The 24,267-nt window shown below is 71.2% G+C and carries 17 protein-coding genes; 4 read left to right on the top strand and 13 right to left on the bottom strand.

Going from position 1 to position 24,267, the window contains the following annotated elements; genetic code table 11:
* Positions 1–7: 7 nt before the first annotated feature.
* Complete coding sequence (locus tag QMG73_RS09230) at positions 8–1,228, top strand: sensor histidine kinase (protein ID WP_281893764.1); 1,221 nt, start codon at positions 8–10, stop codon at positions 1,226–1,228.
* Here QMG73_RS09230 and QMG73_RS09225 read toward each other — a convergent pair.
* The 3 genes from QMG73_RS09225 to QMG73_RS09215 form a co-directional block, all read right to left on the bottom strand.
* Positions 1,183–1,881 carry a response regulator gene (locus QMG73_RS09225; protein ID WP_281893763.1) on the bottom strand — a complete coding sequence of 233 codons (699 nt, stop codon included), beginning with the start codon at positions 1,879–1,881 and terminating at the stop codon, positions 1,183–1,185. The two genes, QMG73_RS09230 and QMG73_RS09225, sit on opposite strands and share 46 nt — an antisense overlap.
* A 91-nt stretch (positions 1,882–1,972) precedes the next feature.
* Positions 1,973–3,106, bottom strand: a complete 1,134-nt coding sequence (locus tag QMG73_RS09220) for a hypothetical protein (protein WP_281893762.1) — start codon at positions 3,104–3,106, stop codon at positions 1,973–1,975.
* A gap of 26 nt (positions 3,107–3,132) precedes the next feature.
* Positions 3,133–5,013, bottom strand: a complete 1,881-nt coding sequence (locus QMG73_RS09215; RefSeq protein WP_281893760.1) for a hypothetical protein — start codon at positions 5,011–5,013, stop codon at positions 3,133–3,135.
* 200 nt (positions 5,014–5,213) lie between these two features.
* Between QMG73_RS09215 and QMG73_RS09210 the strand changes: the two genes are divergently transcribed.
* Positions 5,214–5,432 carry a hypothetical protein gene (locus QMG73_RS09210; RefSeq protein WP_281893759.1) on the top strand — a complete coding sequence of 73 codons (219 nt, stop codon included), beginning with the start codon at positions 5,214–5,216 and terminating at the stop codon, positions 5,430–5,432.
* Between the two features lie 11 nt (positions 5,433–5,443).
* Positions 5,444–6,115, top strand: coding sequence for a hypothetical protein (locus QMG73_RS09205; RefSeq protein WP_281893758.1), 672 nt, complete (start codon positions 5,444–5,446; stop codon positions 6,113–6,115).
* A gap of 41 nt (positions 6,116–6,156) precedes the next feature.
* Here QMG73_RS09205 and QMG73_RS09200 read toward each other — a convergent pair whose 3' ends face one another.
* The 7 genes from QMG73_RS09200 to QMG73_RS09170 form a co-directional block, all read right to left on the bottom strand.
* A complete protein-coding gene (locus QMG73_RS09200; RefSeq protein WP_281893757.1) occupies positions 6,157–7,695 on the bottom strand; it encodes an FAD-binding oxidoreductase in 1,539 nt (512 codons plus the stop codon).
* Between the two features lie 127 nt (positions 7,696–7,822).
* Positions 7,823–8,596 carry a hypothetical protein gene (locus QMG73_RS09195; RefSeq protein WP_281893755.1) on the bottom strand — a complete coding sequence of 258 codons (774 nt, stop codon included), beginning with the start codon at positions 8,594–8,596 and terminating at the stop codon, positions 7,823–7,825.
* Between the two features lie 48 nt (positions 8,597–8,644).
* The gene (locus tag QMG73_RS09190; RefSeq protein ID WP_281893754.1) at positions 8,645–8,911 is read right to left on the bottom strand and encodes an acyl carrier protein; all 267 of its coding nucleotides are present in this window, start codon (positions 8,909–8,911) and stop codon (positions 8,645–8,647) included.
* Between the two features lie 27 nt (positions 8,912–8,938).
* Positions 8,939–10,627, bottom strand: a complete 1,689-nt coding sequence (locus QMG73_RS09185) for an acyl-CoA dehydrogenase (RefSeq protein ID WP_281893753.1) — start codon at positions 10,625–10,627, stop codon at positions 8,939–8,941.
* Positions 10,620–12,365, bottom strand: a complete 1,746-nt coding sequence (locus tag QMG73_RS09180) for an acyl-CoA dehydrogenase (RefSeq protein WP_281893752.1) — start codon at positions 12,363–12,365, stop codon at positions 10,620–10,622. The genes QMG73_RS09185 and QMG73_RS09180 overlap by 8 nt, the downstream gene beginning before the upstream one ends.
* On the bottom strand, positions 12,365–14,065 hold the full coding sequence (locus QMG73_RS09175; RefSeq protein ID WP_281893750.1) for a fatty acyl-AMP ligase: 1,701 nt from the start codon (positions 14,063–14,065) through the stop codon (positions 12,365–12,367). The genes QMG73_RS09180 and QMG73_RS09175 overlap by 1 nt, the downstream gene beginning before the upstream one ends.
* On the bottom strand, positions 14,062–14,889 hold the full coding sequence (locus QMG73_RS09170; protein ID WP_281893749.1) for an alpha/beta fold hydrolase: 828 nt from the start codon (positions 14,887–14,889) through the stop codon (positions 14,062–14,064). Before QMG73_RS09170 ends, QMG73_RS09175 begins: the two co-directional genes overlap by 4 nt.
* A 103-nt stretch (positions 14,890–14,992) precedes the next feature.
* Between QMG73_RS09170 and QMG73_RS09165 the strand changes: the two genes are divergently transcribed.
* A complete protein-coding gene (locus QMG73_RS09165; RefSeq protein WP_281893748.1) occupies positions 14,993–17,632 on the top strand; it encodes an L-tyrosine/L-tryptophan isonitrile synthase family protein in 2,640 nt (879 codons plus the stop codon).
* 54 nt (positions 17,633–17,686) lie between these two features.
* Here QMG73_RS09165 and QMG73_RS09160 read toward each other — a convergent pair whose 3' ends face one another.
* From QMG73_RS09160 to QMG73_RS09150, 3 genes are all read right to left on the bottom strand, one after another.
* The gene (locus QMG73_RS09160; protein WP_407676774.1) at positions 17,687–20,854 is read right to left on the bottom strand and encodes a S8 family serine peptidase; all 3,168 of its coding nucleotides are present in this window, start codon (positions 20,852–20,854) and stop codon (positions 17,687–17,689) included.
* 159 nt (positions 20,855–21,013) lie between these two features.
* Entirely contained in the window at positions 21,014–21,385 is a 372-nt protein-coding gene (locus QMG73_RS09155; protein ID WP_281893745.1) for a DUF6578 domain-containing protein, read from the bottom strand.
* Between the two features lie 74 nt (positions 21,386–21,459).
* Entirely contained in the window at positions 21,460–24,252 is a 2,793-nt protein-coding gene (locus tag QMG73_RS09150; RefSeq protein WP_281893744.1) for a LuxR C-terminal-related transcriptional regulator, read from the bottom strand.
* Between the last annotated feature and the right edge of the window lie 15 nt (positions 24,253–24,267).

Genomic DNA, 24,267 nt, shown 5'->3' with positions numbered 1-24,267 from the left:
TCTGGTCGTGCGTGGGTGGCGGCGGCTCCGACGGGTGCCGCCGCTGCTCATCGATACCGTCATCGCGGTGTCGGGCGCGGCCGTCACGGGGTGGTTGTCGGCGTCGTACCGGCCGCCGGGCTCGCCGCCGTTGGACGCGTACGCGCAGGTGTTGACGGTGTTGGGCTGGGCGCCGCTGGTGGCACGCAGGCGGGCGCCGGTGCTCGTGCTCGTCGCCGCGTCCGCCGGGCTCGTGTGGTTCTTCGCCGAAGGGTACCAGCCGTCGTTCATTATCGTCGGCACGCTGCTGGCGGCGTACACGGTCGCGGCGTCGCGTGGGCTGGGTGTCGCGCTGGCCGGCGCTGCGCTGACGGCGGCGGTGTTCGCCTACAGTGGAGTGAAGTATGGCGCGCCGCTGGGCGCGTCGGTGGCGCAGTCCGTGGTGGTCACGGCCGTGGTCGTGTTCTTCGGCATTGGAGCGCGCCAGCTTACCGACCGTAACCAGCGCCTGCGGGAGCTCACGGCGCAGCTGCGGCACGAGCGGGAGGAGCGCGCCCGGCTCGCGGTCGCGCGGGAGCGGGTGCGCATCGCCCGCGAGCTGCACGATGTGGTCGCACACCACATGTCGGTGATCGCGGTACAGGCTGGGCTGGCCCGGTATGTGCTGCGGTCCGACCCGGGGACGGCGGGTTCGGCGCTGGACACGATCGGCGACACGAGCCGCGAAGGGCTGGAGGAACTGCGTCGCGTCCTGCGGCTGTTGCGCGCCGCGGCGTCCGATGTGGAAGAGGGCGAAGACGCCCAGCCGGCGCCTGGGTTGGCCCGGCTCGACGACCTGGTGGCTCGGGTGCGCAACGCGGGTGTACCGGTGGTGGTGAGCGTGGCTGGTCGCGCGCGTCCGTTGCCGCCCGGCGCGGACCTGTGCGCGTACCGGATGGTCCAGGAGTCTCTGACCAACGTGATCAAGCATGCGGGGTCGGCGTCCGCGACGGTCTCGCTCGACTACGGTGCCGCTGAGCTGACCGTGACGGTCAGCGACGATGGTCCCGGGCCCGCTGGAGCGGTGGAGTCGACCGGCGGCGGGCACGGGCTGGCCGGGATGGGGGAGCGGGCCCGGCTGTACGGCGGGGCCCTGACCGCCGGGCGTGGTCTCGACGGTGGTTTCGAGGTGGCGCTCACGTTGCCGATCGACCCCGCTGGCGGCTATCTTTCCGGTCCGCGCCCCGGCGTGACCAGCCCGGACTCGTAGGCGTACACCACCGCCTGGGCACGGCTGGTGAGCGACAGCTTCGCCATGGTCCGGTTGACGTGGGTCTTGACGGTGCCCTCCGCGATGACCAGCCGCTGCGCTATTTCCACATTGGACATCCCGGTGCCCACCAGGCGCAGCACCTCCTGCTCGCGGCCGGTCAGGCCGGCGAGTTGCGGCTCGGCGGGCGCCGGTCGCGCGTCGGTGGACTGTGGAGCGTACGCCTCGATGAGCCGCCGCATCACGGACGGTGCGAACAGCATGTCTCCGGCGGCGACAGTGGCGACCGCGGCCAGCAGGCGTTCCGGTGGCGCCTCCTTGAGCAGGAAGCCCGACGCCCCGGCACGCAGCGCCTGGTACACGTACTCGTCCAGGTCGAATGTGGTCAGTACCAGGACGCGCGAGGGATCGGCGCCGCCGGCGGCGATGATCCGCCTGGTGGCGGTGATGCCGTCCATGCCCGGCATGCGGATGTCCATCAGCACCACGTGCGGGCGGGTCGCCGCCGCGAGCGCGACAGCCTCCGCGCCGTCGCCAGCCTCGCCCACCACCTCGATGTTTGGCGCGGCCCGCAGCAGCGCCACCAGTCCAACCCTGATCAGGACCTGGTCGTCCACGATCAGGACGCGCGTGTTTTCCCCGTTGGCGGGCAATCAGACCCCTTGGCGTTACGTTACCGTCCTCCCCGCGCCGAGGGTACGACGCCTGTCCATCCTGGACCACGCCGGGATGCGCCTATAGAGGTCAGGAGGCGGCGAGCACCACGGCGTAGCCGCCGACCGCGACGCCGGACGTGGCCTGGACGAAGCGGTGCACCAGGTACTGGCCGGAGGCCAGGCTGACCGCCGGCACGGTGACGGTGATCGTGGCGCCGGCGCCCGGAGTGAGCGGGATCTGGGCCAGTGACCTGCCCGCTGCCGCTGGCCCGCCCGCCGCCTGGCGCGCCTGCACGTGCTCGGCGAGGCTCTGGCTGCCCGGTCCCGGCTGCCCGGGGACCTGCTGGGTCTGGCTCACGCGTACCCCGAAGTCGGTGCCGGTCGCGTCGGTGGCTTGCAGCAGCGAGGTTCGCGTGCCCGGCGTGGCGCTGGCCAGCACGGTGGCCGCCGCCTGCGGCGTGAGCTGGCGCAGGGCGGTGAGGTTCGCCGTGATGGCGGTGGAGGTCAGCAGCAGCGCGAAGGTGGCCGGGGTGGTGAACGGGTTGGCGGCCCGTATCCCCAGCGACTGCGGCCTGGTGGCCGCCCGTACGGTCAGGTTGCGCTGGCCCACGTGCCGGTCCCGGCTGGCGTCGTAGGGGAAGCGGAGCCCACCGGGACCCTCCTCCGGTGTGGACAGTTGGACGACCACGCACTCGTGGCCGCCGTTGACAACCGTCGGGCGCCACGGCGTCGGGCAGGTCACCGGCGTGTATCCGTGGTCGGGGAGGGCGACCAGCCGACTGCCGATCCGGTTCGCGTTGCCGGCGACGAAGGCGAGCGACGGGTTGAACCAGAAGAACTCGACCAGTACGGCGAAGGCGTCGGCACGTCCGGCGTTGGTCACGAAGGCGGTAATGGTGGTGGGCACGCCCGCGGTCGGGTTGCCGAGCGAGTCGGCCGGCTCCACCCGGATGTCGGGGGACAGCCAGAACACCGCCGCCGGCGGCACGGCGCCGTTGGCCGCCCGCCCGTCGTCGAGGGTTGCCAGGTCGGTGAGGCTGTCCCGGTACCGGGTGAAGAGGTACGGCGTGTAGGGGACCGGCCGGACCGGCTCCCGGGGAGGGGGGTCGTCGGCGGTCCGCGCCCGTGCGGACGCGGGCAGGCCGGTGGAGAGGGTACCGGCGGCGGTGGCCGCGCCGGTGGCGGCGAGCAGCGTACGCCGAGTGAGTGGTGTGCCGGGCATCGGGTACCTCCGCGGGGCGGGTCGGCTCAGGGTTCGACGACGGCGCTGCCGCGGGGAGCGCCAGGGCTGGGCAGCACCCAGGTCGGCATGCCGATGCCAGGGTCGGCGTCCAGGTCCCAGTCGAGCGGCGGCGCGGGCGAGTCGAGCGGGGACAGGGCGACGGCCACGTCGATGGCGTTGCCGAAGAGCAGGCCCGGCGGCCTGGAGGAGTTGAGCAGCGCGGCACGCTGCGCGAAGATCGCCGGATCGGTCAGGGCCGAGGTGAGCGGGTTCTCCTGGATGGCGGTGCCGGAGCGGTGCCCGTCGACGAAGTGGGACGGCCAGACCTCCTGCGCCGTGGCGTAGGCGCTCACGGCGGGCAGCTCGACCGAGCCGGTCGGCCGGCGGATCCAGTCGCTGTCGAGCAGCGGCCACCGCGTCTGCGGGTAGTCGCCGGTGTCGCGGACGCTGCGAACGGTGTCCAGCGCGTTGCTGTTTCCGGTGCGGACGCCGGCGCGCAGCGCTTCGGCGTTGTGGGCGAGCTGCTCGGTGTAGGGGAAACCAAGCCCGCTCAACGCCATCAGGTCGTGCAGCTCCTTGATCTCGCCGGAGAGGTAGACGAGCACCCATCCGATGTGGACGCTCAACTCGTCCCACTTCGGGTCGGTGACCGCGTCGACGGCGAGCACGATCGCGGTGACCAGCCAGTCGATGCCGGTGACGACCACCCCGGCGTAGAAGTTGAACGCGGCGACGACGGCGGCGATGAGCGCGCTGACGAGCTCGGCCTCGTCAGGGTCGGGGTCCCGGGAGGGCATGGGCGGTTGGATGATCTGCCCGTCGACGTCCACCTGCCCGACAGAGTCCATCCAGGACGGTCGGGTGCTCGCGTCCGGATGCCGTATCCGGCCCAGGGGCACGCAGGGGATCGCCTGACCGGAGGTCTGCAGCCAGAGGACGAGCCAGGCGAGGCTTGCCGCGCCCTGGAGCCCGGCGGAGTCGACGCCCGGCGGTGGAGCGCCATAGGTGTCGCGGTAGGCGGCCAGCCACACGTCGACGATCTCCTGCGGCAGCGGGAACCCGAAGGGCCCACCGGCGCGGACGCCGCCCAGCACGGCGGCCGGGTCCAGCCCGAACTCGAGCCGGTCCTGCAGGTTCGCCTCGCGCAGGTTCGGCCAGTCCGGGTATGGCGGGTTGGGCGTCACGCCGGACATCGAGGCGTTGGCGCGGTAGTAACCCCAGACCCAGGTGTCGATGTTGTTGCTGATCCAGCGGTGCCGCCACCAGTGCGACCGGTGCGGGGCGTTGACCACGCTGTTGATGTAGGGGTTGCCGCACAGGTCGCTCGCGTATCCGATGCCCGCGCCGACCGCGAACGCCTGGGCCGAGGCGGTACTGGCCGCGGCCCGCTCGCGCAGCGCCCGCAGGAATCGTCCCGGATGGCTGCCGTGGAGGGTGCCGCGCACGTGCCACGCGTTGCTCGGCGGCACCTTCGGGCGGGACGAGGGGAACGGCTCGGCACGCTTGATGGACTCGAAGACCTCCGCCTGCATCCCCGGGATCTGGGCGACGGCCGCGGAGAGGCTCTTGCCGATGGCGTCGAGCTCGCGCAGTTCGTCGATCATGCCGAAGAGTTCGAGCTTGTCCTTGTCGTCGATGACCTGGCGGAGGCGCGACAGCCTTGTCCACAAGGTGTTCAGGCAGTAGGCGACGCCGTTGGTCGGCGTCGTGCCGGCGAACAGCCGCAACACCGGCGACCACACGTCGAGGTACGGGGAGCGAGGCCCGCTGACACCCGATGGCAGGAAGTCGCCGAGCGACGCGCCGATGGCGCCCAGATACACGAACCGATGCTCATTCGACCCCACCGAGCCGATCAGTGGCAACGCCTGGTCGACGATCGCGAATTTCGTGGGTATGCCGGTCACGCGCCGCCTCGTTCCGCCGATGCCGTGGAGGGACACGGATATCGTGCGGCCACACAGTTATGGCAGTCAATGGCTTGGCGATGGGCTCGCGTGTTCGGTCGAACATGGCATACTGTCGATGAATATCTGAAACGGGGAGGGAAGCGATGCGAAGGTTCCGTCATCTCGGAGTGGCGATCGCTACCGGTATGGTGATTTCGTTGGCAGTCGCGTCGCCGGCGGCCGCGGATGGTGGTGACACCAACGGCTACTGGCAGTACCACTCGACATACGCCACCTACCAGGAGTGCGACGACGCGGGCCGCCCGTTCGTCCCGAGCGTCGCGGATGGCTGGGGCTGCGTGCAGTACATCATCACCGACTACAAGCCTGGTCCGAAGACCGAAGACTGGAACCTGCACCTGGTCTTCGCAAGCTGAGCGGGGCGTCGATGGTCACCGCTGGGCGCTCGTTCCAGCAAGGCGAGGTCACGCGCGCCGAGCTGTTGAGGTTGACCAGCCAGTTCGAGATCGGCCGCGACTTCTTCGCGTCCGACATGGACAGCTGGCACTACGATGTCCGGCTGGTCGAAGGAGACCTGAACGTTTCCGGCCCGCTCGACCTGTTCGCGGAGAAGCTCGCCGCCCTGGTCGTGACCGGAAACCTCGACGTGCGAGGCGCCTACGGTGACGGCGACGATCCGTGGTCGGGCGCGTTCGTCCTCGGCGACATGCGGGCCGCCAATGTCGTCACCGCCGGCTCGCTCAATGTGGCCGGATCGCTGACCGTCGCCGGTGGCATCGTGGGTGACTACAACGACTACGGCGCCACCATTGGCGGGCAGACGACAGCGCGCTACCTGCACACCGAACACCATTGGTTCGACTTCGGCGCCGCCGTGAACGTCGAGCACGTGCTCGGGCCACCGCGCGGTTCGTGGCCCAAGTCCACGCGGTTGCAAGAGCTGCCCGCCGCGAGCTACCCGGATGTACTCGTGCCGGAGGTCTTCTCTCCCGACCCGGCCGAACTCAGCGACGAAGAGCGGGCCGAAGGCTGGTTCGACCTTGACCACCGTGAACTATTGAGACGCACGTGGGCCGGTGAGGCGGTCCTTCTCGGTTGAGCCAGTGATCCACGCTGAGCTGATCGGTGCGAGCCGCTCGGTCACGGGGTGAGCGCATGGTGGAACACGTTGCGCGGGTCCCAGCGCCGTTTCGCCGCGTGCAGCCTCGCCGCGTTGTCGCCGTAGTACAGCGTGGACCACGGCAGGCTCGACGTGTTCCACTGTGGATCCGCGAGGTCGGTGTCTGGATAGCCGATGTAGGCGCCACCGTCGACCGGCACCCCGCCGGTGTCGGCGTACATGTCGCGGTAGAACTCGCGGATCCACGCCATGTGCCGTGCGTCGTCCGCCGGTTCCGCCCATGCCGATAGGTAGAAGAGCTTGAGGATGGCGTCGCGATGTGCGGTGGCGGTGGCGTGCGGCGGCACCGCGTTGACCCTGCCACCGTAGGAATTGAGGCTCACCGCGCCGCCGACGATGTGAGGGTCGTCCGTTGTCAGATGGCGGTACGCGACGGCGATCTGCCGGTCGGTGAACGGGCGGCGCAAGTATCCCGACTTCACCTTCAACCGCCACCCGAACGTGTCGTCCGAGCCTTTGAGCGCGGCCACGAGCCAGGGCTGCCGCTCCTGGGTTCGAGAGGTGGGACCACCCACGCCGGCGCCGAGCGCCGCGACGTGCTCGTCGAGCACCCGCTCCGCCCCGGCGCCCGAGACCTGCCCGATCAGCATGACCGCGCCCTGCTGGCGGCGGAACAGCAGGAACTCGGTGTAGAGGTCGGGGTATCGGTCGCCGTGCCGCTCGAACCAGCGTCCGTGGTTGTGCACGAGCCGCGTGAATACCGGCTCGTGCAGTCCTTCCCATGACCATTGGAGCGTGAACGACAGCACGTCGGCGGGCGGCTCCGGCAGATCCCGGAACCAGTAGCGGGTCACGACGCCGAACGATCCTCCGCCGCCGCCGGTGTGCGCCCACCACAGGTCACGGTGGGGGTCCGTCGCGTCCCGCGTCGCGATCACGCTGCGAGCCTTACCGGCGCGGTCGACGACCACCACCTCGACCGCGTACAGATGGTCGACCGCGAGGCCATGACGGCGACACAAGGGGCCGTATCCTCCCGCGGCCACATGGCCGCCGACACCGACCTCGGGACACCACCCCGCGGGGAGCGTCACGCCCCAGCCCAGAAAGAGCCGCCGGTACGCCTCACCCAGCGTCGCGCCGGCCTCCACCGCGAACGCCCGGCGTGCCGGATCGTAGTAGACCCCGGTCATGGCGCCCATGTCGATGACCATCCGCACGGTTGGGTTGTCGACGAAGTCCTCGAAGCAGTGCCCACCGCTGCGCACCGCGACGCGCTTGCCGGCCCGTACCGCGTCATTCACCGCACGCACCACGTCGTCTGTCGAGCCGACCAGGCGGATATGGTCGGGCGAGCCGGTGAACCGCTCGTTGTAACCGCGCCCGGCCAGGAACCCGTATCGAGGGTCGGCGGGCCCGACATGACTCTTCGGGCCGCCGATGGCCGTCCCAGTGGTCGTGGCCGCGGCCGCCGCGGTGGTTGCCGCCGTACCGGCCGCGAGCGCACCCGCCGTGGCCGCGGCGCCACGGAGCACACTCCGTCGACTGTGCACACTCATCACACCCTCCCTCGTGTCGATCTCTCCGACCCTAGGAGGGGCCTACGGGCAGCGACATCCCGCTACCTGGAAGGGCGACGGTGACGCTACCCCTACCACCGACCATCCCTTGTGGAGCGCCGATAGGTCAGGATGGGCTGGGGAGGTGGGCGCAGAGCTCGGGCGGAAACGCCGGCTCGGCCGTCGTTATCGTGCCGCAGCCGGACCGCGTCGACGTGGCGATCGTGCTCCAGCCGCTGGGCTCGACCCACCGCATGAAGTATCGGCGCACGTTCACCGCGGGTACGCAGCCGGACCGCGGGTCGGCGCCGCAGGGCACCGGGTCGTCTGGAACGGTCATCACCAGCCAAGAAGCGTCACACCCTTCGACGTGCCCGGTGGAGTGCCGGGACACGTCGAGGCCGTCGACCGCCACGTAGATCCAGTTCGGGTCGCAGTGGTTTGCTGGCATCGGATCGCAGCCGAAGGTCTTGTGGCAGCGCTCGTACGCGTCGCCGGCCGGCTTCCAGATCTCGTCGTTGAGCACGACCCGCCGCCCGTTGATCGGCTCCGGCGCGGTCAGTGTGACCACCGCGGAAGCGTACGTCGGGCAGGCGCCGAACGTGTCGGAGAGCTGCGAGTCGTGTACGACGCTGGCGTAGATGAGGTTGTTCTCCTCGGTGAGGGTGCCGATCCGCGGGTCGCGCGAACATCCCTCGGGGCCGGCCAGCACCGTCACGTCCAGCAGCAGCGAGCGCGGATCGTCGCTGCCCCGTACCGCGGTGACGGCGGCTTGGAAGGTTATCCAGTCGCCGCCGTCTACCGGGGTCTCCGCGCTGGTCTGCCGGGCGCATCCGGCGAGGATGGCAAGGACGGTAACGACGGCGACGGCCGCGCGGGCGGTAGCGGTGATCCGACGCATGCCGACGATTCTCGCTCCGGGCGGGACGCGCGGCATCCGTACGGATACTCAATCTGGCACGCCGGCGGAGGGGTGAGTCTTCTCCACGTACGCCGCGATCGCCTCGATCGTCGGGTGGTCCCACACGACCGCCGCGTCGAGGTCGATGCCGTACTCGTCTTCGACATCCCCCGCCAGCCCCAGCGCGTACAGCGAATCCATGCCATACATCGCGAGGTGCTTCGTCGGGTCGATGTCGGCGGGCTCACGCTCCACATAGAACGCGACCCGCTCGATGAGCCACGTCGTCACCGTCGCACGGTCAACCGTAGACATCGCACTTCCTTCCTTTCGCCGATCACATCAGGTCAGAACCGGCGTCCGGCTCAGATCGAGGGAGAGGCCATCACGTTCGCGGCATACGAGCTCGCCGAGTAGCCATTCGACGGTCCCATCGGGTAGGGGTGCCGCCGTCCGGGTCAAGCGCGCGTGCAGCCGAGCCAGTGCCGCGGTCAGCCAGCGCGGGGCGCCGAGGAACGCGTCGCCACGCGCGTGGCCGGCGCGCCACACGCCCACAGCCGCCGCGGCGCCCAGCAGCATGGCGTAGTTTTCGGCCAGGGCGAAGGTTTCCGCGTCGGCGAGTGGTCCCCGGCGAAGCGGGGGGATGGCGGACGCGCGCTCGGCGAGGGTGCGCAGCTGGTCGCTCAGGCTGGCCACGAGCGCACCCGCGTCCGGGCCGATGCCGGCTTCCGGGCCGTGTGCCGCGGCGCTGAGCAGCAGGCCGGTGATGTCGTCGCGGCCGGAGCTGGAAAGCGCCAGGCGGGTGAAGGCCAGCTCCGGCAGTGCCGCGGCGGGGTCGAACAGCGCCGGTGGCGGTGTCGCCGGCTCCCGCCAGGCGCGCCGCGAGAGCGCCGGCAGTTGCGCGATTATCGCCAGCAGGCACGCCGTCTCACCCGCGTGTCCGAGGCTGATCACCGGCAGGTCGCGCAGGTGCTTTCCGAAGATGGCGCCTGGACCCTCCCGCAGGTAATAGCGGGCGCCGAGAATGACCGCCAGATCCTCCGTGGCGTCGGTGAGCAGCCGGGCGACGAGATACTTCGTGGCGGCGGCGTGCAGCGATGCCTGGGCCGGCAGGAGGTGGAGCCCGCGACACGCGACCGTCGCCAACGCGTCGGCGACGAGCAGGTCCACGAAGGCGCCGGCGAGCGCCTCCTGGGAGTGTGGCAGGTCCAGCACCGTAGCGCCGTACAGCCGGCGGGACGTGGCGAAGCGCACGACGGTGCGCAGCGCGGTGTCCACCGCGCCGACGGCCAGGCCCGGCAGGACGGCCCGGGTGACCTGGAATGAGCGCAGCGCGGTCTCCACGCCCTGGCCCCGATCGCCGAGCAGCGCACCGGCGGGCACCGCGCAATCGCGGGCCAGCAGGCCGCCGAGCTGGACCCCGCGCACCCCGACGGTCCGTGTCCGGGGGAGGTGCGCCAGGCCGGCGGTGTCGTTTTCGACCAGGAACAGCGAGTGTCCACGCGGGCCGCCGCCGTGCTCGGTGCGCGCGAACAGCACGAAAGCGGCCGCGCGGGCGATGTTGTTTATCAGCTCTTTGGTACCGGACAGCCGCACCCGCTCGCCTTCCCAGCGGGCCTCGAACTCGTTGCGGCTGAAGTCGTTGCCGTGCGCCAGCTCGTGGTAGGCCACGGCCAGTCGGTCGCCGCGCAACAACAACTCGGCCGCCCGGCGCTGCTGCTGTCCCGTTCCCGCCGACCACACGTTGACCGCGGCCATCAACGAGGTGACCCCGTAGCCGAGCCCAAGGCCGATGTCGCGGCGGAAGACCGGGCGGATCCGGCGGACCAACTCGTCGGCGGCGCGTAGCCGGCCGCCGAGGTGCGGCGGGACGAACTCGGCGTTGAACGCCCAGGACGTCAACGCGTCTTCCCCGGCCGCGAGCAGCTCGCCGCGCTCGTCGGCGCGCACGATCTCCGCGTAGCTGACCGGGTTGTCGCCGTCGCGCGGATCCCCCAGCAGCGATTCGAGTCCGCTGAGTCCGCTAGGCACCGCGCACTCCTTCGGCCAGCTGGCAGTCGAAGAGCGAGAACATCCGTCCCGACGACGCCTGCGCCGCCAGGTGCGTCCACAGGATCTCGTCGGTATCCGGCTCGGCCGGGGCCGGTTCGCCGAGGGCGGTCAGCACGCGGCGAAGGACGGCCGTCAACCAGTGCCCACCTTCCCAGAGCGGACCCGTGTCCATGGTGGTGGCGCGGGCATGGTTGGCGAGCCACAGCGCGATCGCCGCGGCACCGAGGTAGCACTCGGTGAACTCTTTCGCTCGCTGCAGGTGCACGACCGGGGCGCCGCCTCTGGCGGGCGGCAGGGCGGCGATCGACGCGTGAAGCTGCTCGGTGCGTGCCGCGAGTGTGTGGGCCAGCTCCGCGGCGCGCTTCAGGACGGGTGCCGTCTCCGCCAGGCCGGCAAGTACCGCGGCGGTATCGGGCAGCGCTGCCACCACGCCGAGCCCGTACCGGGAGAACAGCTTGAGCCGGTCACGCTCGAACGGCGGCACGGCGCGGCTCACGTCGGCCGCCGGTGTCACGTCGGTGTACGCGCGCCCGCGCCGGTAGCCGCGCACGAGGTTGGGAAACTGTGCGACGATCGCGTGCAGATTGACCAGGGTGTTTCCGTCAAACAGGGAAACGATCCGCGCGTCCCTGGCGACCTTCTGGAAGTCACCACCGGAGAGGATCGACCGCGCGCCCAGCAGCCTGCCGAGGGCCGCGATGGTGTTTTCGGACCGCACCGGTAGCGCGTACTTGACGGCGGCGCTGGCGACGCTCAGCTCCTCCGGGTTCCAATGGATCAGCCGGCTGCCGACGATCGCCGCCGCCTCCGCGGTCAGCTGATCGGTGTACGCGTCGAGCAGTAACCGCCACGCCATGGGCAGGTCCGCCAAGGTACGCCCGTACAGCTGGCGCGCGGCGGCCCAGTCCATGGCGATGCGCAGCGCGTGTTCGCTGGCGCCAAGGGCGAGAGAGGCGCACATCGTCCGGGTCAGCTGCAGTCCTTTGAGGACAATTTCGATGCCGGACCCCGGTGGTCCCAGGTGTGCCGCGTCAGGAACCACCGCGTCGGTGAACGCGATGCCGCTGATGTCCGCGCCCCGGATGCCCAACGTCTGTACCTTGGGCAGGCAGGTCAGCGTACCCGGTGGCAGATCGTTCTTGTCGACGAGCAGCACGCCGAACCCGCGGGCACCGCCCGCGGCGTCGGTGCGCGCCAGCACCGACAGGAGCCTGCCGCGAGTGGCGTTGTTGATGAGCCACTTCTCACCGGTGAGCCGGTAGGACTGGTCCAGCCGCGTCGCCGTCACCTCGCTGGCGAGCAGGTCGCTGCCGTGGTCTCGCTCGGTCAGGGCCCACGACACGGGCGCGCCGGCGAGGATCTTCGCCGCCAGTCCCGCGCACTGCTCGGGAGTGGCCGCGATCCAGGCGGACACCGCGCCGAGGAACGTCTTTCCGTATCCGATGGCCGCGGTGAGGTCGCGCCGCGCGACAAGCCGGACGAGGTGCAGGAGCTGCTCGTAGGAGTGGAGCCGCCCGCCGTACTGCGCCGGTACGAAGTATTCGTGCAAACCCCAGGAGGTCAAGCCGTCGCAGATGGCCTCGGGAAACTCCTCCCGTTCGTCGAGATGGCGTATCCGCGCGAACGAGAAGGCGACGGTAGGGTCGGTCGGGTCGCCCAGCCGCCGTTCCAGGTCGCGTGCGGGGCCAAGCGGGTCGTAGGCCGGGCCGCCCTCCATCAGGCGCCCGCCCGCGTGTGGACGGGCACGAGGGTGCCGCCGAGGAACTGGGCGCGCATGTGCCCGCGCCGTACCTTTCCGCTCGTGGTCTTGGCGACGGCGCCGCGACGCACGAAAAGCACCGTGGGCGCGGGGATGGTGAACATGTGGGCCAGCGTGGCCTGGACCCGTTCGGCCAGGTTGGGCACCTGCTCCACCGCGAGACCCGACATCCCCAGCTCCTGAATGAGCACCACCCGGTCCAGATCGCTGCCGGGTGTGAAGGCGGCCGCGACACCTACCGCGGGGTGGATCAGCGCGGCTTCTTCCAGATCCTGCGGGTACAGGTTCCGCCCGTTGACGATGATGAGGTCCTTGAGGCGCCCGGTGATGTAAAGCTCGCCGTCATGGCGGAATCCGAGGTCGCCGGTGCGCATGAAAGGACCGATACCCGCCTTTGTACGGGCCTGGAACGTCTCGGCCGATACCGCTTCCTGCCGCCAGTAGCCGCTGGCGACGCTTCCGCCGCTCAGCCAGATCTCGCCCACCTCGGAATCGGGCAGTTCGGCCAGCGTGTCCGGGTCGACGATGCGGACGTCGAAGTCGAGAGGCTTGCCACACGAGACCAGATCGATGCCGCTTTCGGACGGTAAAGCCCGGTGCCTTTCCAGCTCGTCGGCCCGGAAGGTGCGGATCGTCGCGCCCTGGCTCCGGCCGGCGCCGGCGATGATGAGCGTCGCCTCGGCCATGCCGTAGACCGGCATCCAGGCATCCGGACGGAAGCCCGACGGCCCCAGCCGTTCACACACCGCGCGGAGGGTGCGGGGCTGGATCGGCTCGGCGCCGTTCATCGCGATCCGCAGCGACGAAAGGTCCGTACCGGCGAGTTGCGCGTCGGTGAGTCTTCGTAGGAGCCAGTCGTAGCCGAAGTTCGGTGCGACGGTGATGTCGGCGCGGTACCGGGTGATGAGCTCCAGCCAGGTCGCGGGACGCCTGACGAAGGTCGCGGGGGAGGTGATGGCCAGGTTCAGCGCGGCGTACAGAGGCTGGATCAGCAGGCCGATGAGCCCCATGTCGTGGTAGTGCGGGAGCCAGCCCACGAGGGTCCCGCCGGAGGGGCCGCCGAGCTTCGTCCAGATGGCGTGTTCGTTGTGCAGCAGGTTGGCGTGCGACAGCACGACGCCCTTGGGTTCGCTGGTCGAACCGGATGTGTACTGGAGGAAGGCGACCGTGTCAGGCCCCATCGGCGGCGCACTCCACGCCGATGCATCCGGCAACGCCAGGGAGTCGGTGGCCACACACGCGATGTGTCCCAGGCCGTGCTCGACCAGCGATGCGGCGAGCCCGTCGCGGGACGCCTCGTCCGTGAGCACCAGCCGCACGTCGGCGTCGCGAGCGATACCCACCAGCCGTTGCAGACCGCGCGGGTCCTCCGAGGGCAGCGGCGACGGCGCCGCGATGACGCGGGCGTAAAGGCAGCCGAGGAAGGCGACGAGGAAGTCCAGGCCGGCCGGATAGAGCAACAGCGCCGTACGGTCCTGCCAGCCGGCTTCGATGAGCCACGCGGCGACCGAGCGCGCCCGGGCGTCGAGCTCGGCGAAGGTGTACCGGTCCTCGACCAGCTCGCCTCGGCCCGCGCGAACGAAGGCGTACCAGCGGTCGTCGCCGTGCCGCTGGACCGTACTCCGGATCGCCGCCACGAAGTTGGGCGCCCGCGTCATTCGTTCGTCGCCTTCGCCAGCCGCCCGATCAGTGAAAGCGCCTGCTCTCCCAGGGCCGGCCCGAAGACCTCCGGCCGGTAGATGTACGAGGTGTGGTGTCCGGGTATCTCCGCGACCTCGCAACCCAGCATCCGAGCGAGCGGAAGGACCGTTCGCGCGTAGCTGTAATCGCCCTTCCGGCTGCCCTCACCGACGGCGAGCGTGACCGGGACCCGGTCCGCCAGAACGGACGCGTCGGGCAGATACTCCACCATGGGCATCAGGTCGTGACGGAAGACGAAGTCACCATCGGCCAGCGTCCGTTCCCGGAACGCGGGCCGGATCTTCAACTCGAAATCACGGCCCATGTACGTCATCCACCGCATCATGGCCGGCATCGGGCCCTCGCGGACGTTCTCCTCGCACATCTGCCGGAAGAACCGCAGCTGCGCGGCCGCGTCGTCGAGCACGCGCACCGTGATGGGTTCGTGCGCGACGAGACCCCGCACGCGATCGGGGTACCGGGCACAGAACTCGAACCCGACGGAGGCTCCGCCGCACGTACCGAAGACGATCGGACGCTCGGCGCCGGCGGCGTCCAGGACGGCCAGTACGTCGGCGGCCTGTTGCCGCATCGTGCCGGAATGGGAGTCGCGGCCGGTGCTGCGGTTGAGTCCGCGCCGGTCGTAGGTGATGAGACGGAACCGCTCGGCCAGGAACGGCACGACGCCGGTGAAGCTGGCCGCGGTGCCGCCCGCGCCCGCTATCAACAGCATGTCCGGGCCCGCGCCGTGAGTCTCGTAATACAACTCCGCGCCGCCGGCGGTGACTCGTCCACTACCCACCCGGCCACGCTAACGAGCTGGCCTTTCATGGCTCTTTCATCGGCCGATGTCGGACGAAGCACGATGAAAGCAGTATGAAAGGCACACCGGTTTCACTGGGCCTGTGCTGGGGCTCAAGAACGTCGTAACGACCGCGGTGGCCCGCCACCCACTGCTGCGCCTGTACGCCGCGGTGGCGGATCCGGAAGGTCCGTGGCCGGCGCATCCCGCGTATCCAGGCGGCACCGTAGCGACGCCGCTCGCCGCGCTGCTCGCGGATGGGAAGCTACGGTCCGACCTTCACCAGGAGGACCGCTGGGCGGAGTTTGTGGTACGCCCGCTGGTGACGGTGTTCCGCGTCGTGCTGGAGCACACTGGCGCCGTCCCGGACACCGCTCCGGAAAGCGTCGCGATCGAAGTCGTCCCGCCACACCGGGTGACCGGACGCGTGGTGCTGTCTGGGCTGAACCCACCATCCTCGCCGGCGGAGATCGACCGGGCGGCTCGGGACCTCGCGCGCTGTCTCGACCTGATCGCGGCGGCGCTCACTCCCAGTGGACGGCCCGCGGACAGCATGCGATCGCGAGTATGGCGGGTCGCCGCGAAGGAACTGCGCTTTCTCGCACCGGCGACCGCTGACATGCTGCGCGGGGATCACCCGCTCGCCGCACATGTCCACTGTGTACCCGAGGCGCAGGACCGCACGCTGCGTGGCGTACTCGATGAGGTGGAGGAGCGGACCCGGCGGCGCCGGGCGGACCTGTCGCTGCCGCGGCCGGCGGTGATGATGGATCTGGATTTCGTCGTTCTCGATCCGCGTGACCGGACGTTGCACGCGGCGCGCCAGGTCAGCGCGGCGCGTCCCGGCGCGCCCGACGGCATCCTCGAGTTGGCGTATCCGGAGCTGTTGGATCTGCTGCCCACCGACCAGCCCCAGGCGTGGCGGCAATTCATCAAGGCGAACGGGTTGTCGCGGGCATATCCCGATGTCGATTTCGAGGCGATGCGGCTCGACTACTGCCGAGCCTTTCACCGGCCATGGGCCAGGCTCGCGCACGATGACCTGGCCGCAGGAGTCGTACGGTTCATCCGTGACGTGGAGGATCGCGGCGGGACGGTGGTTTTCAACACCGGCCGGCGCGAACGCGTCCGGACACCGACCGAGGCGGCGCTGGCCAATGGCGGGTTGCTGGGACCGCGACTGCTGATGATGCCGGACGACCGGATCCGGCCGGTGGCCGAGCTGAAGGCCGTTCATACCGCGAAGGTCGCGGATCTCGACATCATCGCGGTCTTCGACGACCTCGCCGACAACCGCGAAGCCTTGGCCCGAGCGCTGCCGGGCGCGCGGATGGTGGCTGTCACCCTTCCCGGTTTCGTCCCCGGGGATGAGCCGAGCGCCGGCACCGCGACCGTGTCGACGTTCGAGCGGCTGCCTCGCCCGCTCGACGGTCCCGTGCTGTCGCACGCGCATTCGGTGGGTGAACTGCACGTCGGCGAGCTCGCGACGCGTCCGCCGCTCGCCGGACACGGCGTGCACCTGTCCCGGTCCGAGTCGCTCGGCGTGGTTGAGCGGCTGATCAGTGGCGCGCTGGCGGCCGCCGACGAGACCGCGACGCGCGCCAAGCGGCAGGGCGACGCGACGCCCACGGCGCTGGTGTACCACGTGCTGACCCGCAAGCGGTTCCGGCGTGGCGCGCGTACGGCCTACTCGTTCGACACGGCGGCCCGCGACATCGGCCCGTACGTCGAGCGGGGTGAGCCGATCCGCGTGGTGTTGCCGGCGTTTCCGGTGAAGCAGGCGGACAGCGGGCTCAAGGCGCTCGGTACCCTGCCGGATCTGGCCGAGCTCGCGCTGCTGGTCCGGCTCCGTGAACTCGCCACCGCGGTCGCCGGCGTCTACCCGCCCGGGCTGCGCATCACGCTGCTGACCGACGGCAACCACTTCCGGATCCGCCCGCACACGGTCACGGAGGCGTACCTGCACCGCCTTCGCGACTATCTGCGCCTCGCCGGCGCCGACGGCGTGCTGGAGTTGCGGGATGTCGACGAGGCGGCCGCCGAGCAACTCGGTCTCGACGCGGTGCGGGCGCGCGGCGGCCTGCTGGCCGCGCACCGGTCCGCCCTCGCGGAGGCGTACCGGGACCTGGACGTCACCCGGGACCCGATCGGTGCGCTGAACCGGTCACGGGTCCTGGACCCCGCCGGCCCGCGCCCATCCGGCGTCACGGTGGCGGAGATATTCCGTTCGCTGGTGCATTCGGTGGCCGTGCCGCCCGGCGGGACCGCGAATCACGACTGGGCGAGCACGCTTTACGCCGACGTCTACCACCTCGACGGGCCGGTGCCACCCGAGGTGGTCGAGGCGCGGCGGGCGATCCTGCGTGCCGCATGGGACGCCGCGCTGCACTACGTCAGCGTCGTACGCACCGATCACGATCTCGGGTACGACCGGATGTTCTGGCCGCGGGTACGGCTCACCCTGAGCACGCCCGTAGCGGGGCGGTGCGGGTTCGCGGGCCTGGGCGGGTCGGCGGTGCCGCCGTGGCAGGGTACGGCGGCGGTCGACCAGCGCGGGCAGGTCTCGACGGACTTCGCGATCCACCTGCTGGACCAGGCGTTCGCGCCGGTCTACTCGCCGCTTCTCGGTGACGGCCAGCCCTGGTTCATGGCACCCATCACCATGACCCAACCCCTCGACCGCCCGGGAACGGCCAGGCTGGCGCCGGGCGTGCTGGAGCGGATACGCCTACGGCGCCGCTGACCCTGGCATGGGCCGCGGCGCCGTGACGGTGAAGATGCTGTGACGGTGAAAGGGTTATGCGAGGCGGTAGGCGTGGATGAGCGTCTGGGTCACGGTGTTGCCGGCCGCGTCGGCGGCTGTGGCCCGCAGCGACACGAAGCCAGCGCCGGCGGGGTGCTGGACCATGGCCCGGCCCGCCCGGATCGGCGCCTTCGACCACGTGCCCCCGTCGTCGTACGAGACTTCGACGGTCAACCGCCGCACCGTGCCTTGATGCCCTTCCACGGCGACCGGGATGGCGAACGGGCGACCCGCCGGGGCGGCGTTGTTCGCGTCCAGCACGGGCGTGAAACGCACCGTCGCCAGCGGCAACGCGACCCGCTCGTCGGCGTGGCCGGAGCGGAACGTCCACGCCGCTTCCAGCCGGGTGGTCAGGTCGCCGCCGCGGGTATCGGCCACCTCCAAGCGGTACTCGGCCGCCTCCGCCGGCACCGGGAAGGTCCCCGCGCCGGATTCGGTTGACTCGCCGATCAGGACGCCGTCGCGGTACAGGGAGGTGCGGGCGGTCTCGGTGGGGAAGTCGAGCCCGGCGTGACCGGCCCGGTCGCCGTACAGCGGCAGGTCGACGATGAGCTCGTCACCGATCCGGCTGGCCCATTGCTGTGGCGGGTATACGACCTGCCCGAAGGCCGGGCCGATCGGGCCGGCCAGCCACTCGTCGCGGTACTCGCGACCGGCCCGGTAGGCCGTCGGCCCCTGACTCAGCCGGCCGTCCACCGCCAAATCCGAGAACCAGCGGACGCCGTTGTTGGTGTTGACGTACTCCACCCGCGAGCCGGGCAGGGACGTCGGGATGGGGAGCCCCGAAACGTCGATGTGCGGCGTGAAGACCGGAAACAGCGTCCGGGTCGCCGGCTGTCCCGGCGCGCCCGCGGCGAAGCGCTGGCGGACGGTCGCGAGGTCGCTGGCCCGGTAGTTCTTCCGGAACCCGGTCGGCAGCCGGCCGGGGAACGCTTCCGCGGTGGCGTACAGGAAAGGACTGTCGGCGAAGTCGCCGGCGCCGTCGGGTCGGGCCCATTGCGCGGCGACCAGGCCGATCAGCTTGTCCGGCGCCGTGCCGACCTGCGCGGTCCGCACGCTGTCGAAGTCGTATCCGACCAGGGTCATCCCGGCTCCCTCGGAGTGGTACGGCCGGTGGAACGTGTAGCCGGCCTCGACGTAACCGAGGGTCGCGGACGGCTCCGGCACGGCCAGCACCACCGGTTTGGCCGCGCGCGCGTCGAGGGTGAAAGCGAGGTCCCGGGTCAGGTCGACGACCGGGCGTGTCACGAGGGCCGCGCCGCGGGCGGAGTCGATGAACGCGCCCAGGTTGTAGCGCCCCTTGGGCAGCCGCACTGTCGAGGTGCCGTCCGGTCGCACCACCGGCCACGCCCACTCCATCTCGTCCCAACCGACCACGGTCGCGAAGGCGTTCCGCGTGCGTGCGCCGTCGTGATCGAGGTAGGAGATGGTCAGGTCGTAGCTCTCCCGTTCCTTGTGGACACCCAGAGGGGTGATCACGCGCGTCTGTCCGGCGGTCGCGACGAGGGCGCCCGAGTAGAGCCCCGGTGGGGCGTCGACGGTCACGTCCGCGCTGACCGTCACCGCCGCCTCGCCGCCGGCTGGCACGTGCACCGTGTCGGCGCTGGCGGTGAACATGCCGGCGGGACCGTCCGCGTCGACCTTGAGCGACAGGGTGACGCCAGCGGTGCCGGCGTTGCGGTAGGTCACCGTGCGGACGGCCGGGCCGCCGTCGTACGGCCAGGCTTGCCGTCCATAAGAGACGCTGACCGGATCGCTGGTCACCGTCTGGACCGCCGCGCGGGCGGCGTCGACGCGGCCAGCGCCTTGCTGGTACGCGGACAGCCCGGCCCCCGGTGCGGCCGATGCCATCAGCGTCGCCTTGAGCCGGTCGCCGGTCCAGTCCGGGTGCTGCTGGGCGAGTAGCGCCGCGGCGCCGGTAACGTGCGGGGCCGCCATCGATGTGCCGGAGGCCGCCGTGTGGGTGTCGTCGACCGGGGTGCCCATCGCGGTGCCGGCCGCCCGGGCGGCGACGATCTCCACCCCGGGGGCGGTGATGTCCGGCTTGACCGCGTCGTCGCCGATGCGGGGTCCCTGGGACGAGAACGGGGCCAGCGCGTCGTCGCGGTCCACCGCGCCGACCGTGAGCGCCGCGTCGGCGCTGCCGGGTGAGCCCACCGTGCGTGACCCGCCCTCGTTGCCCGCGGCGACCACGAACAGCGTGCCGTGCGCCGCGGACAGCGTGTTGACGGCCTCCTCCACCGGGTCGAGGTCCGGCAGGTCCGCGGCGCTGAAGCTGAGGTTCACGATGTCGGCCTTCTTGTCCACGGCGGCCCACCGCATGCCGGCCAGGATCGCCGACTCGAAACAGCCGCGCAGCTCGCAGATCTTGCCGGCGACCAGCGTGGCGTCCGGCGCCACACCCCGGTACCTCCCAACGCCGGCGATCGTCGCCGCGACGTGTGTGCCGTGCCCGGTCTGGTCGCCGGGCTCCTCTTCGGTGAAGTTCGCGGCGTCGGCGACCTTGCCGGCCAGGTCCGGGTGGCTGGTGTCGACGCCGCTGTCCAGCACCGCGACGGTCACCCCACGACCGGTGTACCCGGCATCCCAGGCGGCCGGCGCCCCGATCTGGGGCACGCTGCGGTCCAGCGTGAGCTCGCGCCGGCCGTCCAGCCAGACCCGCGGTATGCCGCCCGCCGCCACGCTCGCCCACATCTGTTGGGCGCCGTCCTTCTTGGCGACCACCGCGGCGCCGCCGACCGCGGGAAGCTCCCGGGTGATCCGGGCACCCGTGGACTTCGCGCCGCCGCCCCGCACGATCAACGGCAGGCTGTCGCGCGCCTCGTCGTGGTAGCCGGCCTCGACCAGGCCGGTGACGTCGAACAGTCGCCGGTCGACCCGGCCGGCGCGCACCAGCGGCTGGGCGTCGAGCGGGATGACGTACACGGCCTCGCCGGTGCGTTCGACGGCGAAGCGCATGCCGGTACGTCCCTTGCCGGGGCGTACCGAAAGCCGCCGGCCGTCGACGGACCCCAGCGTGACGCGGTCACCTGTCAACAGCGTCACCGTGTACTGCCCAGCGGGCGCCGCCGCGGCCGCGCGTGCCGGCACGACGCCGGCCTGACCGTCGATGGTCTGGGCGAGGGTGACCGCCACACCAGCGGCGACCACCGCGGCCAGCAGTGTGTGTTTTCGCAACGCGGTGCGCTCCTTTGCTCGGGGTTCGGCATGGTGCTCGGGTTCGGTAAGAAATGTGCGGCGAAGTCGCCATCCTTACCGCCCGTGCGGGCCGCGAATATGACGTTCCGACCCTTGACAACCCCGTCGGCACCGCGTTATGCGCTATCGCGAGGCGCGTGCGGCCTCGTCTCCGCGTGCCGCGCCGGTCAGTTCCACGAGATAGCCCATCAGCCCGGTGCCGGATGGCGACTCGGTCCATCCGTCGGCCAGCTCGACGTCGGTTGTCACGCCCGAGCGACTCACCGCCCGGATGGACGCGACGGTGCCGATGACCGGCTCTACCTGGCTGTCGTCTTCCTGGTGATGCTCCTCGACGGCGTCCACCGTGACCGCCTGGTCTCCCAGTACAGTCCTGGCTCCTCCCAGTACAGTCCTGGCTCCTCTTAGGACGGTCCAGGCGACACGCTCGCCCGGCCGGAACGGATCGCCGCAGCATTGCATCTGCCAGGCCGCGATCCAAACGGTGATTTCCACATACCGCAGTGTGCCCGGCAAACAGCGGTCCGGCGAGCGTATTCGGAGTACCCGAGAATTCCGAGATCTATGACCTATGTGGACGGATGCCCGGGCGACAGCCCGCGGTCGACCGCGGCGGCGGCGAGTTGGGCGCGATTGGTGGTGTCGAGTTTGGTGAAGATGTGCGAGAGGTGCGTCTTGACCGTGCCGCGGCTCATGAGGAGGCGGTCGCCGATCTGTGGATTGGTGAGGCCCTCGGCGACGAGGCGGACGACTTGGAGTTCGGTTGGCGTGAGGCTGGGCCAGCCGCTGGCCGGGCGGCCCCGGCGGCCCCGGGCCCGGCGGACGTACTCGACGGCCTGGTCGAGAGTGAGCCGCGCGCCCTCGGCGGCCGCCCGGTCGAAGGCGGTCGCGCCGAGCGCTCGCCGGAGGTCGGCGGTGGTGCTGTCGTACGCCCGCCGCAGCTCGATACCGCGGGGGAGGCCGGCGTTCGTGCGTGCCGACTCGGCCGCGTACAGGACTCGCACGTCGTCGGGCGCCGGCTGGATGGCGGCGCCGACGCGGGCGAGGGCTTCGAGGCTGTCGAGCTGGCCGGTGCGCAGCCGATGGTCGACGCGGATGGTCAACGCCTCATGGTGCAGCTCGACGGCGCGGGGGAGACCGTCCGGGTCGGCGGCGGCGAGTTCGGCCTGTGCCGCGTACGCCTCCGCCAGCGGGCCGGGCATGCGCAGGCGTCGCGCGACCTCGACCGCCTGATCCAGTACGGCCGCCGCCTCGTCGGGACGGCCGGCGGTGGAGAGGGCCGCACCGAGGCGGGGCAGGGCCCGAGCGGCGAGCCAGGTCGCGGCGCCCCGGTCAGTGGAGCCGGCGGCGCGCCGCAACGGGTCTATGGCGGCCCGTGGGTCATCCCGGCGCATGGACAGCGTTGCCACGGCGTGGTCGAGACCGGGAACGAATATGTCGTCCTCGGCGCCCTCGACAAGACGCAGCACCGGGTCGATCACCTCCGTCGCGCCGGCCAGGTCGCCGGTCAGCGCCTTGATCTGAGCGAGCGCCGAGCGGGCCATCCCGACCCGCAGGTAGTCGCCGAGGGGTTCGGCGACCAGCAGCGCCTCCGTGGCGAGGCTCAGCGCGCGGACCGGGTCGCCGCCGGCCAGGGCACCCTCTGCCTGGTATGTCAGCAGCGTCGACAGCACGCCGCGGTGGTGTCGCAGGCACTGCCGGACGTGGTCGTCGACGAGGAGTTCGGCCTCGGCGTGCTGGTCGCGCAGGTGCAGGATGATCGCCTGCAGCGCCCGTGAGCCGCCGAGCACGAAGGTGTTTCCGCCCGCGCGCGCCGCGGCGTGCGCCTGCTCGCACAGCTGCCAGGCTTCGTCGAAGTCGGTGTAGAAGGAGCCGACCGCCAGCAGGTTCAGGCACAGCGCGCGCAGCCCTTCGTCGCCGACGTCGGTAGCCAGCCGCACCGCTCGGGAGGCGGCGTCCCGCTCGACGTCGAGCGGGCCGGCCGTATCGGCGACGAGGGCTAGGCCGGTCACGAGGCGGGCCTGAAGCCGGGAGCGTTCGTCCGGTACGCGATCGATCGCCCGCCGCAGGAAGCCGATCCCCTCCCGACCGCGCCGGTCGAGATGCCACAGCCAGGCCAGTGACGCCGCCAGTTGCCGGCCGGCGTGGGGATCCTCAGCCGCGAGGCCCCACTCCAGCGCCGCGCGCAGGTTGTCGTACTCCAGTACCAGCGCCCGCTGCCACCCGTCGGCATCGCGCTCCCGATCCTGCTCCGCGGCCTCGACGAACCGGAGGAACCAGGCGAGGTGCCGTTCGCGGAGCGCGGCGCCCTCCGCCGCCTCGGCCAGGCGGGCCGCGGCGAAGGCGCGGATCGTCTCCAGCAGCCGGTAGCGGGACTCGCCGGCCTGTACGTCCGCGACCACCAGCGACTTGTCGACCAGCCGGCCCAGCGACGGGAGGACCTCGGCAGTGGTGACGGTTCCCGCCGCGCCCGCCGCGCCCTCGGCGCAGAGTGCGCGCGCCGCGGAGAGCCCGAACGTACCGGCGAACACGGCGAGCCGGCGAAGCACGACCCGGTCGGTGTCGTTGAGCAGCCGGTAGCTCCAGTCGATGGAGCCGAGCAGTGTGCGCTGCCGCCGCTGCGCGCCGCGGGGACCGCGCACGAGCAGTGTGAACCGGTCGTCCAGGCCGGCTTCCACCTGCTGGGGCGTGAGGGTCCGCAGCCACGCCGCGGCCAGTTCCAGCGCTAGGGGTATCCCGTCCAGATGCGCGGCGATCGAGCGGATGGTCGCCTCGCGGGATTCGTCGAGCGTGAACGAGGGCTGTACGAGTCGCGCCCGATCGACGAACAGCGCCAGCGCGTCGTCGTCGGAGAGCGGCGGTACCCCCAACACCGCCTCACCCGGTACCCCCAGCGGCTCGCGGCTGGTGACCAGGACGGTCATCCGCGGGCAGGCGCTCAGCACGGCCTCGACGGTGCTCGCCACCCCGTCGAGCAGGTGTTCGGCGTTGTCGAGGCACAGCAGCGACCGCCAAGCGGACAGATGCGTCCGGAGGGCGTGAACGCGCCCACCGACGATCGGCGCGCCGACGGCCTCGGCGATGACCTCCGCCACCGCCGTGCCGTCGCTGACCGTGGCGAGGTCGACCCACCAGACCCCATCGGGTTGCCGGTCGGACTGGCCGGTGGCGACCCGCGCCGCCAGCCTCGTCTTTCCCGCACCGCCGGGCCCGGTCAGTGTCACCAGCCGGTGGCGCTCCAGGAGCCCGGTCGCGGCTTCGATCTCCGCGTGGCGCCCGATGAACGACGTCAACGGCGCCACGAGGTTGTGCGGTGACCGGGCTGGGGCCGCAACCGTCTGCTCGCCCGTGCTGTCGCGCATAGCCCCCACAATGCC

The organism is Phytohabitans aurantiacus (assembly GCF_027923225.1).
Classification (GTDB): Bacteria; Actinomycetota; Actinomycetes; order Mycobacteriales; family Micromonosporaceae; genus Phytohabitans; species Phytohabitans aurantiacus.
This window is presented reverse-complemented; position numbering and strand designations above follow the sequence as displayed.

Coding starts and splice junctions, on each gene's coding strand:
- QMG73_RS09175 (WP_281893750.1), bottom strand. CDS start 14,065: ATGACGCGGGCGCCCAACTTCGTGGCGGCGATCCGGAGTACGGTCCAG.
- QMG73_RS09190 (WP_281893754.1), bottom strand. CDS start 8,911: ATGTCTACGGTTGACCGTGCGACGGTGACGACGTGGCTCATCGAGCGG.
- QMG73_RS09220 (WP_281893762.1), bottom strand. CDS start 3,106: ATGCCCGGCACACCACTCACTCGGCGTACGCTGCTCGCCGCCACCGGC.
- QMG73_RS09200 (WP_281893757.1), bottom strand. CDS start 7,695: ATGAGTGTGCACAGTCGACGGAGTGTGCTCCGTGGCGCCGCGGCCACG.
- QMG73_RS09180 (WP_281893752.1), bottom strand. CDS start 12,365: ATGGAGGGCGGCCCGGCCTACGACCCGCTTGGCCCCGCACGCGACCTG.
- QMG73_RS09195 (WP_281893755.1), bottom strand. CDS start 8,596: ATGCGTCGGATCACCGCTACCGCCCGCGCGGCCGTCGCCGTCGTTACC.
- QMG73_RS09150 (WP_281893744.1), bottom strand. CDS start 24,252: ATGCGCGACAGCACGGGCGAGCAGACGGTTGCGGCCCCAGCCCGGTCA.
- QMG73_RS09205 (WP_281893758.1), top strand. CDS start 5,444: ATGGTCACCGCTGGGCGCTCGTTCCAGCAAGGCGAGGTCACGCGCGCC.